This is a genomic window from Pyrococcus sp. ST04 (assembly GCF_000263735.1).
GTDB lineage: Archaea > Methanobacteriota_B > Thermococci > Thermococcales > Thermococcaceae > Pyrococcus.
Window position 1 is genome coordinate 432,246 of record NC_017946.1, and the last position, 13,432, is coordinate 445,677.

The 13,432-nt window shown below is 43.6% G+C and carries 14 protein-coding genes and 1 tRNA gene; 7 read left to right on the plus strand and 8 right to left on the minus strand.

The window, feature by feature from the left end; genetic code table 11:
- Positions 1 to 65: 65 nt before the first annotated feature.
- Positions 66 to 1,385 carry a glycosyltransferase gene (locus tag PY04_RS02220; protein WP_237710133.1) on the plus strand — a complete coding sequence of 440 codons (1,320 nt, stop codon included), beginning with the start codon at positions 66 to 68 and terminating at the stop codon, positions 1,383 to 1,385.
- An 83-nt stretch (positions 1,386 to 1,468) separates the two neighbouring features.
- Here PY04_RS02220 and PY04_RS02225 read toward each other — a convergent pair whose 3' ends face one another.
- Together PY04_RS02225 and PY04_RS02230 are read right to left on the minus strand one after the other, a co-directional pair.
- The gene (locus tag PY04_RS02225; protein WP_014733555.1) at positions 1,469 to 1,972 is read right to left on the minus strand and encodes a hypothetical protein; all 504 of its coding nucleotides are present in this window, start codon (positions 1,970 to 1,972) and stop codon (positions 1,469 to 1,471) included.
- Positions 1,972 to 2,880, minus strand: a complete 909-nt coding sequence (locus PY04_RS02230; RefSeq protein ID WP_014733556.1) for a TIGR00269 family protein — start codon at positions 2,878 to 2,880, stop codon at positions 1,972 to 1,974. The genes PY04_RS02225 and PY04_RS02230 overlap by 1 nt, the downstream gene beginning before the upstream one ends.
- Positions 2,881 to 2,942: 62 nt before the next feature.
- On the opposite strand from PY04_RS02230, the gene PY04_RS02235 reads away from it, so the two are divergent.
- Complete coding sequence (locus tag PY04_RS02235; protein WP_014733557.1) at positions 2,943 to 4,085, plus strand: cation:proton antiporter; 1,143 nt, start codon at positions 2,943 to 2,945, stop codon at positions 4,083 to 4,085.
- On the opposite strand, the gene PY04_RS02240 is transcribed toward PY04_RS02235, so the two are convergent.
- The gene (locus PY04_RS02240; protein ID WP_014733558.1) at positions 4,086 to 5,534 is read right to left on the minus strand and encodes an NAD(P)/FAD-dependent oxidoreductase; all 1,449 of its coding nucleotides are present in this window, start codon (positions 5,532 to 5,534) and stop codon (positions 4,086 to 4,088) included. It lies immediately after the preceding gene.
- Between the two features lie 101 nt (positions 5,535 to 5,635).
- Positions 5,636 to 5,947, minus strand: coding sequence for a hypothetical protein (locus tag PY04_RS02245; protein ID WP_014733559.1), 312 nt, complete (start codon positions 5,945 to 5,947; stop codon positions 5,636 to 5,638).
- Between the two features lie 85 nt (positions 5,948 to 6,032).
- Here PY04_RS02245 and PY04_RS02250 point away from each other — a divergent pair, with 85 nt between their 5' ends.
- Together PY04_RS02250 and PY04_RS02255 are read left to right on the plus strand one after the other, a co-directional pair.
- Complete coding sequence (locus PY04_RS02250) at positions 6,033 to 6,674, plus strand: metallophosphoesterase (RefSeq protein ID WP_014733560.1); 642 nt, start codon at positions 6,033 to 6,035, stop codon at positions 6,672 to 6,674.
- 14 nt (positions 6,675 to 6,688) lie between these two features.
- Positions 6,689 to 6,964 (plus strand): acylphosphatase, encoded by a 276-nt coding sequence (locus tag PY04_RS02255; protein WP_014733561.1) that lies wholly within the window; start codon positions 6,689 to 6,691, stop codon positions 6,962 to 6,964.
- Here the strand turns inward: PY04_RS02255 and PY04_RS02260 are convergent.
- On the minus strand, positions 6,948 to 7,532 hold the full coding sequence (locus PY04_RS02260; protein ID WP_014733562.1) for a hypothetical protein: 585 nt from the start codon (positions 7,530 to 7,532) through the stop codon (positions 6,948 to 6,950). The genes PY04_RS02255 and PY04_RS02260 overlap by 17 nt on opposite strands.
- Positions 7,533 to 7,641: 109 nt before the next feature.
- On the opposite strand from PY04_RS02260, the gene guaB reads away from it, so the two are divergent.
- Both guaB and PY04_RS02270 read left to right on the plus strand, forming a co-directional pair.
- A complete protein-coding gene (gene guaB / locus PY04_RS02265; RefSeq protein WP_014733563.1) occupies positions 7,642 to 9,099 on the plus strand; it encodes an IMP dehydrogenase in 1,458 nt (485 codons plus the stop codon).
- 131 nt (positions 9,100 to 9,230) lie between these two features.
- On the plus strand, positions 9,231 to 10,055 hold the full coding sequence (locus PY04_RS02270) for an LAGLIDADG family homing endonuclease (RefSeq protein ID WP_014733564.1): 825 nt from the start codon (positions 9,231 to 9,233) through the stop codon (positions 10,053 to 10,055).
- Between the two features lie 39 nt (positions 10,056 to 10,094).
- Here the strand turns inward: PY04_RS02270 and PY04_RS02275 are convergent.
- Positions 10,095 to 10,172 (minus strand) — tRNA-Met (locus tag PY04_RS02275).
- Positions 10,173 to 10,247: 75 nt separating this feature from the next.
- Positions 10,248 to 10,772: a metal-sulfur cluster assembly factor gene (locus tag PY04_RS02280; protein WP_014733565.1), complete on the minus strand. Its 525-nt coding sequence runs from the start codon at positions 10,770 to 10,772 to the stop codon at positions 10,248 to 10,250.
- 197 nt (positions 10,773 to 10,969) lie between these two features.
- Here PY04_RS02280 and PY04_RS02285 point away from each other — a divergent pair, with 197 nt between their 5' ends.
- Entirely contained in the window at positions 10,970 to 12,844 is a 1,875-nt protein-coding gene (locus PY04_RS02285) for a phosphoenolpyruvate carboxykinase (GTP) (protein ID WP_014733566.1), read from the plus strand.
- Here the strand turns inward: PY04_RS02285 and PY04_RS02290 are convergent.
- Positions 12,825 to 13,412, minus strand: a complete 588-nt coding sequence (locus tag PY04_RS02290; protein WP_148265998.1) for a ferritin family protein — start codon at positions 13,410 to 13,412, stop codon at positions 12,825 to 12,827. The genes PY04_RS02285 and PY04_RS02290 overlap by 20 nt on opposite strands.
- Positions 13,413 to 13,432: the final 20 nt, after the last annotated feature.

Genomic DNA, 13,432 nt, shown 5'->3' on the forward strand with positions numbered 1-13,432 from the left:
TTATATTCCAGCAAGTTTCAATAATCTATCGATAGTTTATGAGGCACTCGGTTAAAATACAGGCGGTGGTTTATCTGTACCTTTTAGTCATCATAGTCGTACTGGAAATCGTCCCCTTACCCTGGATACTCGAGGGTACGCTCCTGTTCCTCTTTTTCATGGTTTTCTCGGGTACAATATTTTACTCCCTCCTAATATTGGCAACGAGGAGAGATTATCCATTTAATGCCCATGAACTAAAACGTGAAAGGCCATCAATTTTTGACCCGTTAGTTTATGTTCTGATACCCGCTCACAATGAGGAGAGGGTGATAGGAAGAACTGTGAAATCTGTTCTTAACCAGGATTACCTTAACATGAAAATATTCCTTATCAACGACAACTCGACTGACAACACCCTTGAAGTCATGATGAAGTATGCTGAGCTAGATAAAAGAATAGTCGTGATAAACGTCCCACCCGGAAGGGGAAGGAAAAAGCCAAAGGCCCTTAATTACGCCCTCGAGATAATAAGCATAGCATTTCCGGAGCCAGAGTTCATCTTTATCCTTGATGCCGACTACATCTTGCCACCAGATGCTATTAGGACTTTAGCTAGAATCCTAGAAAATGCTCCAAATTACGTGATAGGAATTCAGGGCAATGTTAGGCCAAGGAATTGGAATAGGAACTTTATAACGAGGTTTATAACTTTGGAGAGGCTTGTTGGCTTTAATGTTGCAATTGAAGGAGACATGAAGCTCAATGAAAATGGGAAATACGGTGGAACAGTCGCGCTCCTTAGATATAGGCATCTTGCGAGTCTCGGATTTTTTAATGAAGACGTTGTCACTGAGGACACTGAGTTGTGGGCCAGGGCCCTTCTTTCTGGATACAGGTTCTGGTACTACCATGGTGTTATTGGATGGGAGGAGGCTGTAGAGGATATGAAGAGTTACATAAGACAGAGGAGCAGATGGGCCCAGGGGCACCTTCAGGTAATGCTGGACTACTACTGGTCCGTTGTTAGAGGGGCAACGAGCATTAAGGAGATGTTCATTGAGCACTTCTACTTAATGAGCTATCTAGTGCCTGTATTCTGGTTTTTATCTGTCGTTCTAAACTCGTATCTTCTGATTTCAGGAATACCTAGGGTGGGCATTTTGCCTCCAAAGGTTTCTATTATTAATGCATTGATCGCATTTCTTGTTTTCTGGTTTTCAATAGCTTATGCAAACTACGTTGAAAGTCAAAGAATAGGCTTCCATGTGGAGTGGTACTACGTTGCTCTATATCCGATGTATTTTATAATATTCGTTGGGGCCTCGGTAATCTACACATTAAGGGCACTGTTTAGACTCTTGGTTGGCAAGTTGCACTGGGAAAAGACAAGAAGGTTCACTTAGAATGTGGAAACCTTTCAATTATATCCCTAATCAGTGAATATCCACTCAACTCCCCTTGCGGACTGAAACCTTGCCCTTGAAATTTAGACTCTGTGAAAAGAGGAATCAAGGATAACTAGTCTATCCAAATTACCTCCAGTAAGCTCGAAATGCAGGTATGAAAGGGCCATTATGCTTCTAATCTCCTTTGAGAGGGCAACCTCAAATAATCCCTTTATGCCTAGAAAAACTGCGAGGGCAAAGTATCCGCCCCTCAAGAAATCTCCGATCAACAGAATTAGGCTGACTAGGATGTACATGCTACCGTATGCCCCAAAGGGGGGAGAATACTGCCTGAACATGTTCCAATAGTAGTTAAACCTGCTTTTTCTAATAGTGTCTAGAAAGTCCTTGTACATTAAATACGAGGCAAGAAAGAAGAACCCTCCAACTAGGTAGGCTAGAGATTTAATCATGACATCCTTATAGAAGAAGTAAATTACGAAATAAAAGCAGAGCCCCGAGGATATTATTAAAAACATAAGTTGTAGTTTCAAAAGCTTAAACAGTCTCTGTCTTCTCCCTGGAACGGTGGATATTACTCTCATTATCTCCTCACCTTAAAATCCAGCGGCTCTTTTAGCCCCCAGAACTTACAAAATGCACAGATTTCTCCACTTGATGGCATTCCGCATATCTTACATTCCCTCAGCTCTTGCCTTTTAATCTCAACTTCAAAAAGGTTCTTCTTCCTTAGGTAGCCCCTTACAAAGTTGAACTTTGTGCCAGGTCTCTTCTCCTCCAGCTCGTTTAAAACTGCCTTCATGTCGAGGGTCGTTGCACCTCTAGCGTGGGGACACTCATCAACTATGTATTCCAGTCCCACTGCCAGGGCATAAGCAACAACTTCCCTCTCCGTCAGCTCGTATAGGGGCTTAACTTTCTTAACGAACTTTCCTTCTCCCGGAAGTATGGGGCCGCCTTTAGCTAGGTATTCGGTGTTCCAGTGGAGTAAATTGTTCAGAAGAAAGCTGGCTTCATCATCAAGGTTGTGGCCAGTAGCAATTGCATCAAAGCCGTTGTCATATGCGAACTTATTCATTATATACCTCTTAGTGAGGCCACAGTATGAACATGTAGGTCTTCTTGTTTTGACTTCCCCTATCCCGTAGCCGAGGAGCTCCTTTATCCTCACAATATGGAGGGGTGCATCTATGAGCTCGCACTGCTTTTTGGCGTATTCCTCACTTTTCTTAGAGTATTCTCCTATGCCAAGGTTTATGTGAAGGCACTCTATATCATAGCCGAGCTTCTTAAGCACGTAAGCGGTTACTGCAGAATCCTTTCCTCCACTTATTGCAACAAGTACCTTTTCATTTCTCTTGAGCATGTTGTACCTTTCGATTGTTCTCTGAACTTTTCTCTCGAAGTATTCTTTGAAGTGATCAATACATAGATACATCTTTGGATAGTGGAGCTTTATGTAAGCTTCCTTCGAGCAGAACTTACACCTCACTCCTCTCCCCTTTCCGAGTTCGTGAAAACCCTTAAAATTTTATACTATACAAATATGTTCCGATGGATGTATTCCTTGAGCTAGCCCTAATCCTGATAGTTGCAAAAATTTTCGGATATGCCTCACTTAGGCTGGGCTTTCCTGCAGCCCTTGGTCAGCTCATAGGTGGAATAATAATAGGCCCCTCGATTTTGGATGTAGTTGCATATGGCCCGGAGGTTAGGCTTTTAGCAGAGCTTGGGGTTGTTATACTCCTATTCTTGGCTGGTCTTGAGACTGATGTTGAGGAGTTCAAGCACGTTGGCTTTTCGGCATTTATAATCGCTGTTATGGGCGTTTTCTTCCCCCTTCTCCTTGGGTATGTTCTTGGTCTGGCGTTTGGCTACAGTGACATTCAGGCTTTGTTCCTTGGTGGAGTTCTAACGGCAACTAGCGTCGGACTAACGACGAGCATTCTAATGGAGATGAAAAAGCTGAGGACAAAAGTTGGAACCGCGATACTTGCGTCAGCGGTTGTGGATGACATCCTTGGAATAATGATTCTCACTGTTCTTGTGGCGATGAACGTTAGGGGGAGTGTTAGGGTACTGGACGTTGCAATAATATTAGTAGAAGTTGTTCTATTCTTCCTCGCGGGAATTTTCGTTGGGCATCCGGCTGTTAGGGAAGCTTTGAGGATCTCCGAAAGGATAACTCTTCCTGAGACGGTTACTGCGTTTGCAATAGCTATAATGCTGTTCTTTGCTTATTTGGCCGAGAAGTTTCAGATAGCTGGAATAACAGGGGCATATCTGGCCGGGATATTAGTTGCAACTACTGAAGAAGCAAAGAAAATAACAGATAGGATGATAACCATAGGATATTCGCTTTTCATTCCGATATTTTTAGTTAGCATAGGGATTGAGAGCGACATAACGGTTCTTCTACATGCTGGAATGTTTGCAATCTTATACTCTCTCGTTGCTGTTGTCAGCAAGGTTGTTGGGTGTGGACTTGGGGCATTGCTAATGAGGTTCAAGCCCATTGAAGCCCTTCAGGTTGGAGTTGGCATGGTGCCTAGGATGGAAGTTGCCCTAATTATGGCTAACATAGCCCTCAGGGAAGGTGTCTTTGACAGAGGGCTGTTTGCCATTCCCGTGACGATGGTGGTAGTCACAACCCTTATAACTCCATTTCTCCTTAAGTGGGCCTTCTCAAGAGGTTGACTATTCTTCGGCCTCCAGAGATTCGATAACTTGTTTCCAGTTTCCGGGCTTCTTGAAATCCTTGAGATTATACAGACCTTCCTTGACGAGGATCCCACGTGCCGCCATTATGCCCGTTGCAGCAGCATTAACTATATCCCTGCTCAATCCTGCTCCATCGCCCGCAGCAAAAACGTTCTCTATGCTAGTTTCAAGGAGCTCATTTACCTCAACTTTCATAGCATAATATTTGATCTCCGGAGCGTATAGAAGTGTGTGGTCACTTGCTACTCCTGGTATCACCTTATCAAGCTTCTCTAACCCTTCGATTATGTTTGTAACGACCCTATGAGGGAGAGCCATAGCAATGTCTCCAGGGGTTACATGCTTAAGCGTTGGCTCGATGTTGCTCTTCCTAATCCTCGCCCATGTACTTCTTCTCCCCCTTCTAAGGTCGCCGAGCCTCTGAATTATGGGTTTTCCACCGCCGATTGTTGTTGCTAGTTGGGCTATGCTCCTTCCATATGCAGTAGTGTCCTCTACTGGCTCGGTTAGCTCTATCCTTGTTAGAAAGGCAAAGTTTGTGTTGTTGCTCTTTTTCTCTCTCATAGAATGCCCATTTACACCGACATAACCATCATATCTCTCCTCGACGACGAAACCGTAGGGGTTAGTACAGAACGTCCTGACGAAGTCGTCGTAAGTATCTGTGTATATGTGGAACTTTGGATCATGGTTTATGCTTGTAATTGGTTCCATTATTATCGCGGGAACTTCAACCCTTACTCCAACATCTATTGGGCCATGCCTTGCCTTGAGTCCTATCTTCTTCGCAACATCATGGAACCATTCAGCCCCTCCTCTTCCTGGAGCCACTATTATGTATTTCGCTTCAATTGTGAATACGTCCTTTCCTCTCCTAACCTTAACCCAGCCCCTGTTGAATTCTAAGGCTTTAGTCCAAAGAAGGAACTTTACCCCCTTGCTCTCAAGGTGTTGTTTTATGCTCTTTATGACACGGGGAGTGTGGTCGCTTCCAATATGCCTCTGAATTATTGGAATGAACTTAACTCCAGCTTGGGCTGCTTTTCTCTCCCAGTACCTTATCTGATCTGGATCTCCCTTGTAAAGATTCCTTGGAGCTCCATGCCTTAAGAGAATCTGATCAACCTCCCAAACAAGTTGCCAAGAATAGTTCTCATCGTTTGTTAGTTCCGTTAGATCTCCCCCAATGTCGGGCCTTAAGTTTACTGTTCCATCACTTAGACCCCCAGCACCACCAACACCACTCATTATATGGCATGGCTTACAACCGATACAGTAGCCGAGCTCATACATTGGACAAACTCTCTGGTCTACATCTCCGCCTTCATCTATTATCAGAACGCTTAAATTGCTTTTCTCGGCAAGTTCATAGGCTGCAAAAAGACCCGCGGGACCAGCACCGATTATAACAACGTCATACTTCATTATTTCCCTTACCAACGTGTGATCCAAAGATACTTATAAATCTTTTGGCATGATTAAGTACAACAACTGGTGTTTATCTGAAGTATTTTTACATAAAAATGTTAATCGATTCTCTCAAGAGTTCTTCTCAACCTTGCAATGACCTTAGGGGGTGCTGGGCCATCCAGGCTAACAATCCTAACATCTTCACCATTTTTGATCCTTTCAAGGACACTTATTGCCCATTCACAGGCCTCTGTATAGTTGTTAACTTCCGGAGTCTCATCTACTCTATACCATTCGTCCTCCCTTTTATCGTAGATTGCCAACGCAGGAGGAATTGGCTCACAGGGGCAGTCAACGTAAATAAGCTCTATCAGGAAATCCCCGAAGTCGAGGAATCCCTCACTTCTCAGTACCTCTCTCCAATCCATGTCCTCCCCCAAATTCATGAAGAAAGTTTCACCTTTTAAAGCTAAGGCTTATATTAAGGAAAGCGTAGAAATCTAGGGTGGTAAAATGAAAATTCTAGCTATAACAGATATACACGGGAATTACAAGGCAGTTAAAAGGCTGGTTGGGGAGATTTCCGAAGTTGATGCAGTTTTAATAGCGGGAGACATAACTCACTTTGGAAATGGAAGGGATGCTGAAGAAATATTGAAGCCCTTATTTGGGCTTGGGGTACCGATTTTAGCTGTCATGGGAAACTGCGATGGGAGAGATGTTTTGGATGTCCTTGAGAAACTGGGAATAAGCGTTCACAAAAGAAGGAGAGAAATAGAAGGCCTTGGAGTCGTGGGCTTCGGTGGGTCAAACATAACTCCGTTCTCGACAATATGGGAGTTCTCGGATGATGAGATATACCACTCCCTCAAGGATAACTACAGGGAAGGGGACATTGTGCTAACTCACGCTCCTCCTTACGGAACATCTCTCGACAGAACGTACTCTGGCGTTCACGCTGGGAGCAAGGGGCTTAGGAGATTTATAGAAGAATACCAGCCCCCATTCTGCATTTGCGGGCACATACACGAGGCTAGGGGCATTGAAACGCTTGGAACCACTATAGCGGTAAATCCTGGCCCTCTCTCGAGGGGGTTTTATGCTGTGATAGATACGGAGGATCGAGAGGTATTTAAGCTTAAGCTCAAATCATAAAGGCGGGAGGAGGCATGGCAATAGTTAGGGCTCACTTAAGAATATACGGAAGGGTTCAGGGGGTTGGCTTTAGATGGAGCATGCAGAGGGAGGCTAGGAAGCTTGGGGTAAACGGCTGGGTGCGAAACCTTCCAGATGGTAGTGTTGAGGCAGTCTTAGAGGGAGAAGAGGAGAGGGTTGAGGCCTTAATAGGCTGGGCCCACCAGGGACCACCGCTCGCCAGGGTAACGAGGGTTGAAATTCAGTGGGAAGAGCCTAAAGGTGAGAAAGGATTTAGGATCCTGGGCTGAACATTATCTTTCTCGGACAGTACTTTACTTCACACTTTGGACAGATCATTCTCTCCTTATTCCTCTCTGGCGTGTGTATGACTATCTTTTCAAGCGCCCCTTCACTCCTCATTGAAGCAATTACCTCAAAGGGTAGGACACCCTCAATTACTAGGTACGCCTTGCTTTTATCCTGGTAGGGGTTATTTCCAAATATCTCAACTACCCTTATCCTCCTCTCGGCGAGTATCCCAAGAACCTTTGCTAAAACTTTCTCATATGATCCTTTTTGAATCGTCAGCTCGAGCACTTCCCAGCCCATTAGCGGGGCTATGGATATTAGTGATGACCTTGGAGAGAGGTTCTCGAAGAGGATCTTTAGGGCAGGCTTTGACTCTATGTATTCAATTGTGTGATACACTATCTTCCTGTTGACCCCAGTAGCTTGGGCTATCCCAGTAATGGGAACTTCTACATCCTTCACGTAAACCCTCCCGTTCCTAACTGAAAGCCCGGCATTCCAAAGGAACTCAACGACCTTCCTTCTCGCGGGATAGTTCCTAAAGTACTCCTCAAGTATGTGAATCATTTCTGTCACCTCTTACTCATTATTGGGTAGAAATGTATATTTAAATGTTGCCCTAAAGGTTTTTATATCCATAAATTACCTCCTCAAAAAGGGTGAGGGGGTTAGAGAAGTGGGAAAGTTCACAGATAAGCTGGAAAATGCAATTAAAGGATACACTTTTGATGACGTTCTCCTGATTCCCCAAGCAACCGAAGTTGAACCAAAGGATGTCGACGTTTCTACTCAAATTACACCCAACGTGAGACTTAACATTCCTATTCTAAGTGCCGCAATGGACACAGTTACCGAGTGGGAGATGGCCGTTGCAATGGCCAGAGAAGGAGGACTTGGAGTAATACACAGAAATATGAGCATAGAGGAGCAAGTTGAGCAAGTAAAGAGAGTAAAGAAGGCGGAGAGATTTATAGTTGAAGATGTGATAACGATAAGCCCAGAAGAAACTGTTGAGTTTGCCCTCTTCTTAATGGAGAAGCATGACATTGATGGCCTACCTGTGGTTGAGGATGGCAAAGTTGTTGGAATAATAAGCAAGAAGGATATAGCCGCCAGGGAAGGAAAGCTAGTCAAAGATCTGATGACAAAAGAAGTAATTACAGTTCCAGAATGCGTAGACGTTGAAGAAGCCCTCAAAATAATGATAGAGAATAGGATAGACAGATTACCAGTCGTTAACAAAGAAGGTAAGCTTGTAGGGTTAATAACAATGAGCGACCTTGTTGCTAGAAAGAAGTACAAGAACGCCGTTAGAGATGAAAACGGAGAACTCCTAGTAGCGGCTGCAGTGAGCCCCTTCGACATAAAGAGGGCTATAGCACTAGATAAGGCGGGAGTTGACGTTATAGTAGTAGATACCGCTCACGCTCATAATCTCAAGGCCATAAAGGCTATGAAAGAAATGAGAAGTAAAGTCGATGCTGACTTCATAGTTGGAAACATAGCCAATCCAAAAGCCGTAGATGACCTAACATTTGCCGATGCAGTAAAGGTCGGAATAGGGCCAGGGAGCATCTGCACAACAAGAGTAGTTGCTGGGGTAGGAGTCCCCCAGATAACGGCGATAGCAATGGTTGCAGACAGAGCTCAGGAGTACGGCCTCTACGTGATAGCTGACGGGGGAATTAAGTATTCGGGGGACATAGTGAAGGCAATAGCTGCCGGTGCTGATGCAGTAATGCTGGGTAATCTCTTAGCCGGTACCAAAGAGGCTCCAGGAAAAGAAGTTATAATAAACGGGAGGAAATACAAGCAATATCGCGGAATGGGATCACTGGGGGCAATGATGAAAGGCGGAGCGGAGAGGTATTACCAGGGTGGTTACATGAAGACCAGAAAGTTTGTGCCGGAGGGAGTTGAAGGAGTAGTGCCATATAGGGGAACAGTAAGTGAGGTCCTTTATCAACTGGTTGGAGGTCTTAGAGCCGGAATGGGTTATGTGGGAGCTAAAAACATAAGGGAGCTTAAAGAAAAGGGAGAGTTCGTAATAATAACACATGCAGGGTTGAGAGAAAGCCATCCGCATGATATAATAATAACAAACGAGGCCCCAAATTATCCACTTGAGAAGTAGTTATTTTTTCAATTATTTTTAACGATCTAGTTAATATATTCAGACTTTGACTATTTATAATTTTAACTATTGACGTGTATTCACAATAAAAATGAAAAATTATTTAAAATTAAGATGTAGTACTAAGTTTCATGAGAAAGATTAAAGACCTCTCTAGTGATGAAATTGAAGAAATCATTAAGTATATTTCAGAACTTAGAGATGAGGGAATTAGCTACTCGGAAATCGTGAAAAAGATCAAGGAAGCATTCAATGTTAACATTTCAAAAGCCACTGTGATTAGATGGCATAAAGGAGTGCATAATCCTCTAAAAAGGATTAAGAAAGTTAGATTGGAACCCTCCCCAGAGTTATCTTATGTCATTGGCGTTTATTTTGGGGATGGGAGTGTGAGTGTTAGTGATGGGTATAAGTATAGAATCAGGTTGAAAGTTATCGATAAGGAGTTTGCAGAAGAATTTTATAGGCGCTTAAAATTATCGGGTCTCTCTCCTTCCCTATACTACGAAAACGATAGAACTAGGGCTGCTAGATGGGTAGCTGAAGCGTATAGTAAGGAATTATATAGCTTCCTGAGAGGATCTAGGGATATTCTTTTTAATATTGCATTGAGATATCCAGAAGAATTCCTTAGGGGCTTTTTTGATAGTGAGGGATATGTTTTTGTAGATCCTAAGAATCCAAGGTCTGCCTATATATCTGCAACAAACTATGATTTGGGGCTTTTAATGTTCTGTAAGAATCTTTTAGAAATTCTTGGGATCTATTCAAGAGTATGGCTGAAACGGGAGAGAGGTTCTCCTGTGAAAATCAGGGGAGTCCAATACAGCTACAAATCTAACTTATATGAACTTAGGATTTACAGAAGAGATAGTGTCAGGGCCTTTGCTGTTACTATTGGATTTACTATAAAGAGAAAGCAAGAAAAGCTAATGAACTTCTTGCAATCTTACTGAAGAATTTTCAAAATCTACAAAAAATTTCCGAAAATTCTATGGTAGCGGGGGGAGGATTTGAACCTCCGACCTCCGGGTTATGAGCCCGGCGGGCACTCCTAGCTGCCCCACCCCGCTGCGCGACCCGATATTATCTCTTTAAGGTCGGTTTATAAACTTTACTTTTCAAATTCCTTATTAATGTGGAATTTTTCAAATCATTCCAAGTCTTCTCTTGGCCTCTTCACTCATCCTATCTGGGGTCCATGGGGGATCGAATGTTAGCTCAACCTCAACATCCTTTACTCCTGGAATCTCGAGAACCTTCTCTTCAACGGCCCTCAATATCCATAGGGTTAGGGGGCATCCTGGAGTTGTCATTGTCATCTTTATATAAACGGTGTTATCGGGGTTTATCTTGAGCTCGTATATTAGGCCGAGGTTTACAACGTCTATCCCTATCTCAGGATCAATAACCTCTTTGAGCCTCTCTAGTATCATCTCTTCTGTTACCTTCACGTTTTCTCCCTCTTTAACCTCTCTTGCAAAGCTTATTTCCACCTGCTTGACACCCTCGATCTCCTTTATCCTATTGTACACCTTGAGTAGCGTTGCGTCATCAACTTTTTCTTTGAACTTAATTCTCACGGTTCCGTCTTCAACCTCAAGACTTTCTACTATGTCCTCCCTACCCGTTACCTCTTTAACGGTCTTCCAGATCTCCTCTTTTTCCACCACTTTTAACTCCCCAGCTTGAGTTTCAATAAACAAATTTAAACCTTTTGGGCCATATGTGTGTATTAAGCTTTTGACATATTTTCCCCTTATTTAAGATCTTTATGAAGAATTGACAATTATCTTGGTAATAATATGTATTTTAAGTCAATAAAATTTAATAACGTCAAAATGCACACATTTAAGCAAGGGTGAAGAAAATGAGCGATGCGCTCGAAAGGCTTAAGGATCTCCTTGAAGAGGAGCAGTTTGAAAAGCTTAAGGCAATTAATAACCCTTATCTTCACGAATTTCTTGCATACTGGATAGAATGGCTTCAGCCGAGCAAGATTTTCGTCTGTACGGACAGTGAGGAGGATGAGGAGTACGTTAGGTGGAAGGCCCTCTACTATGGGGAAGAGAGAATGCTGGAAACTCCCAGGCACACCGTTCACTATGACAACTACTATGATCAGGCAAGAGATAAGGCAAACACCAAGCTTCTGGTCCCAAAGGGAGTCTCACTTCCTTTTCTGAATACCATGGAGAGAGAGGAGGGGCTTAGAGAAATTAAGGAGATAATGAAGGGAATAATGAGAGGAAAAGAGCTGTTTATATGTTTCTTCGTTCTAGGGCTCAAAAACTCTGTTTTCACGATTCCAGCTGTGCAGCTGACTGATTCTGCCTACGTTGCACACTCAGAGTTTTTACTTTACAGGAAGGGATACGAGGAGTTTAAGAGGTTGGGTCCAACTAAGAACTTCCTAAAGTTCGTTCACTCCGCTGGAGAGCTTGATGAAAGGAAGACCAGTAAGAACCTTGACAAGAGGAGGATTTACATAGATCTAGTAGATGAGACCGTCTACTCTGCCAACACCCAGTACGGTGGGAACACCATCGGGCTGAAGAAGCTTGCATTCAGGCTGACCATTCAGAGGGCGGTTAGGGAGGGCTGGCTTAGTGAGCACATGTTCTTAATGCGCGTTAACGGTCCCAACGGCAGGAAGACTTATTTCACGGGAGCATATCCGAGCATGTGTGGTAAAACATCAACGGCAATGATTCCGTGGGAGAACATAGTAGGAGATGACCTTGTGTTCATAAAGAACCTAGATGGAACTGCAAGGGCTGTCAACGTTGAGATAGGCGTTTTTGGAATTATTGAGGGAATAAACGAGAAGGATGATCCAATAATATGGAAGGTCCTCCACTCTCCAGTAGAGATAATTTTCTCTAATGTTCTCGTCAAGGATGGTAAGCCTTACTGGAATGGCATGGGGATTCCGATACCGGACGAGGGAGAGAATCACAGTGGTAAATGGTGGAGGGGTAAGAAGGACGCTGAGGGCAGGGAAATTCCACCCAGCCACAAGAATGCCAGATTCACGGTTAGGCTGGAGGCTTTTCCAAATCTGGACAAAGAGGCCCTTGAGAACCCATGCGGTGTTGAGGTTGGCGGAATGATCTTCGGTGGCAGGGATCCCGATACGTGGCCTCCGGTGAGGGAGGCTTTCAGCTGGGAGCATGGGGTTATAACAATGGGAGCCGCGCTTGAGAGCGAGACAACGGCGGCAACGCTTGGCAAGGAGGGGGTTAGGGCTTTCAATCCAATGTCAATTCTTGACTTCTTGAGTGTTCACATTGGCGACTATCTAAGGAATTACCTTGAGTTTGGAAGGATGCTTAAGAAGAAGCCAAAGATATTTGCGGTCAACTATTTCCTCAGGGAGAATGGGCAGTGGCTTAATGAGAAGCTTGACAAGGCTGTGTGGCTGAAGTGGATGGAGCTGAGGGTTCATGGAGATGTCGAGGGGATTGAGACTCCTATAGGCTACATTCCTAAGTATGAGGACTTGAAGGTGCTGTTTAAGAAGGTTCTGAATAAGGATTATTCGAAGGAGGATTATGAGAGGCAGTTCAAGATAAGGGTTCCAGAGTTGCTTGCGAAGATAGACAGGATCTGGAAGATATATGAACCGATAGATAACATTCCTGAAGAACTGTTCAAGCAGCTTGAAGAGGAAAGAGAAAGATTAATTGAGGCTAGGAAAAAGTTTGGGGATTATATAAGCCCTTTCAGGCTTGAGAAGCCTTAGCTTTCTTTAATTCTTCTATAAGTTCTTTTAGACTTTTCTCGGCCTCTATCCTCGAATAGAACTCATACTCATCTTTCAAGAAGTTATAGTGGTCTCTTTCATCCTCGGCCAGCTTTAAGAAGAGCCTCTTATAGTCTGGTTCTTCTAGGATATCTGCTAGCATTAAGTAAACTCCTTCCGCAAGTTGCTCTGCATCCATTCCTATCTCAAGGACATCCAAGTAGTCTTTAACTTTCTCGAGCCTAAAGTCCCTCTCTTCAAAAATTTTCGGCCAGGTTTTTAGCTCTACTTTTAAGGGTTCTTCTCTGGGAAATAGGGCTTTAAATATTCTCATTACTTTCTCATCATGATCTTGTTCAATTCTCATGAACTCGAGAAACTTCATTTTCGGATATCCGTCGGGCAACTTTTTGTAGAGGAACTTGTAAAGTTTCGTGGAATCCACCTCTCCGGTTAGTGCGTAGCTCAGGATCTCTTTTAATGACTTCCCTCTAAGTTCATTGATGACTTCCTTCACTTCATCCTTGATCCCTGCCCTCTTCATGAAAAGCTCGAGTGGAGATGGCACGATCCCACCCGTTGGAAAAT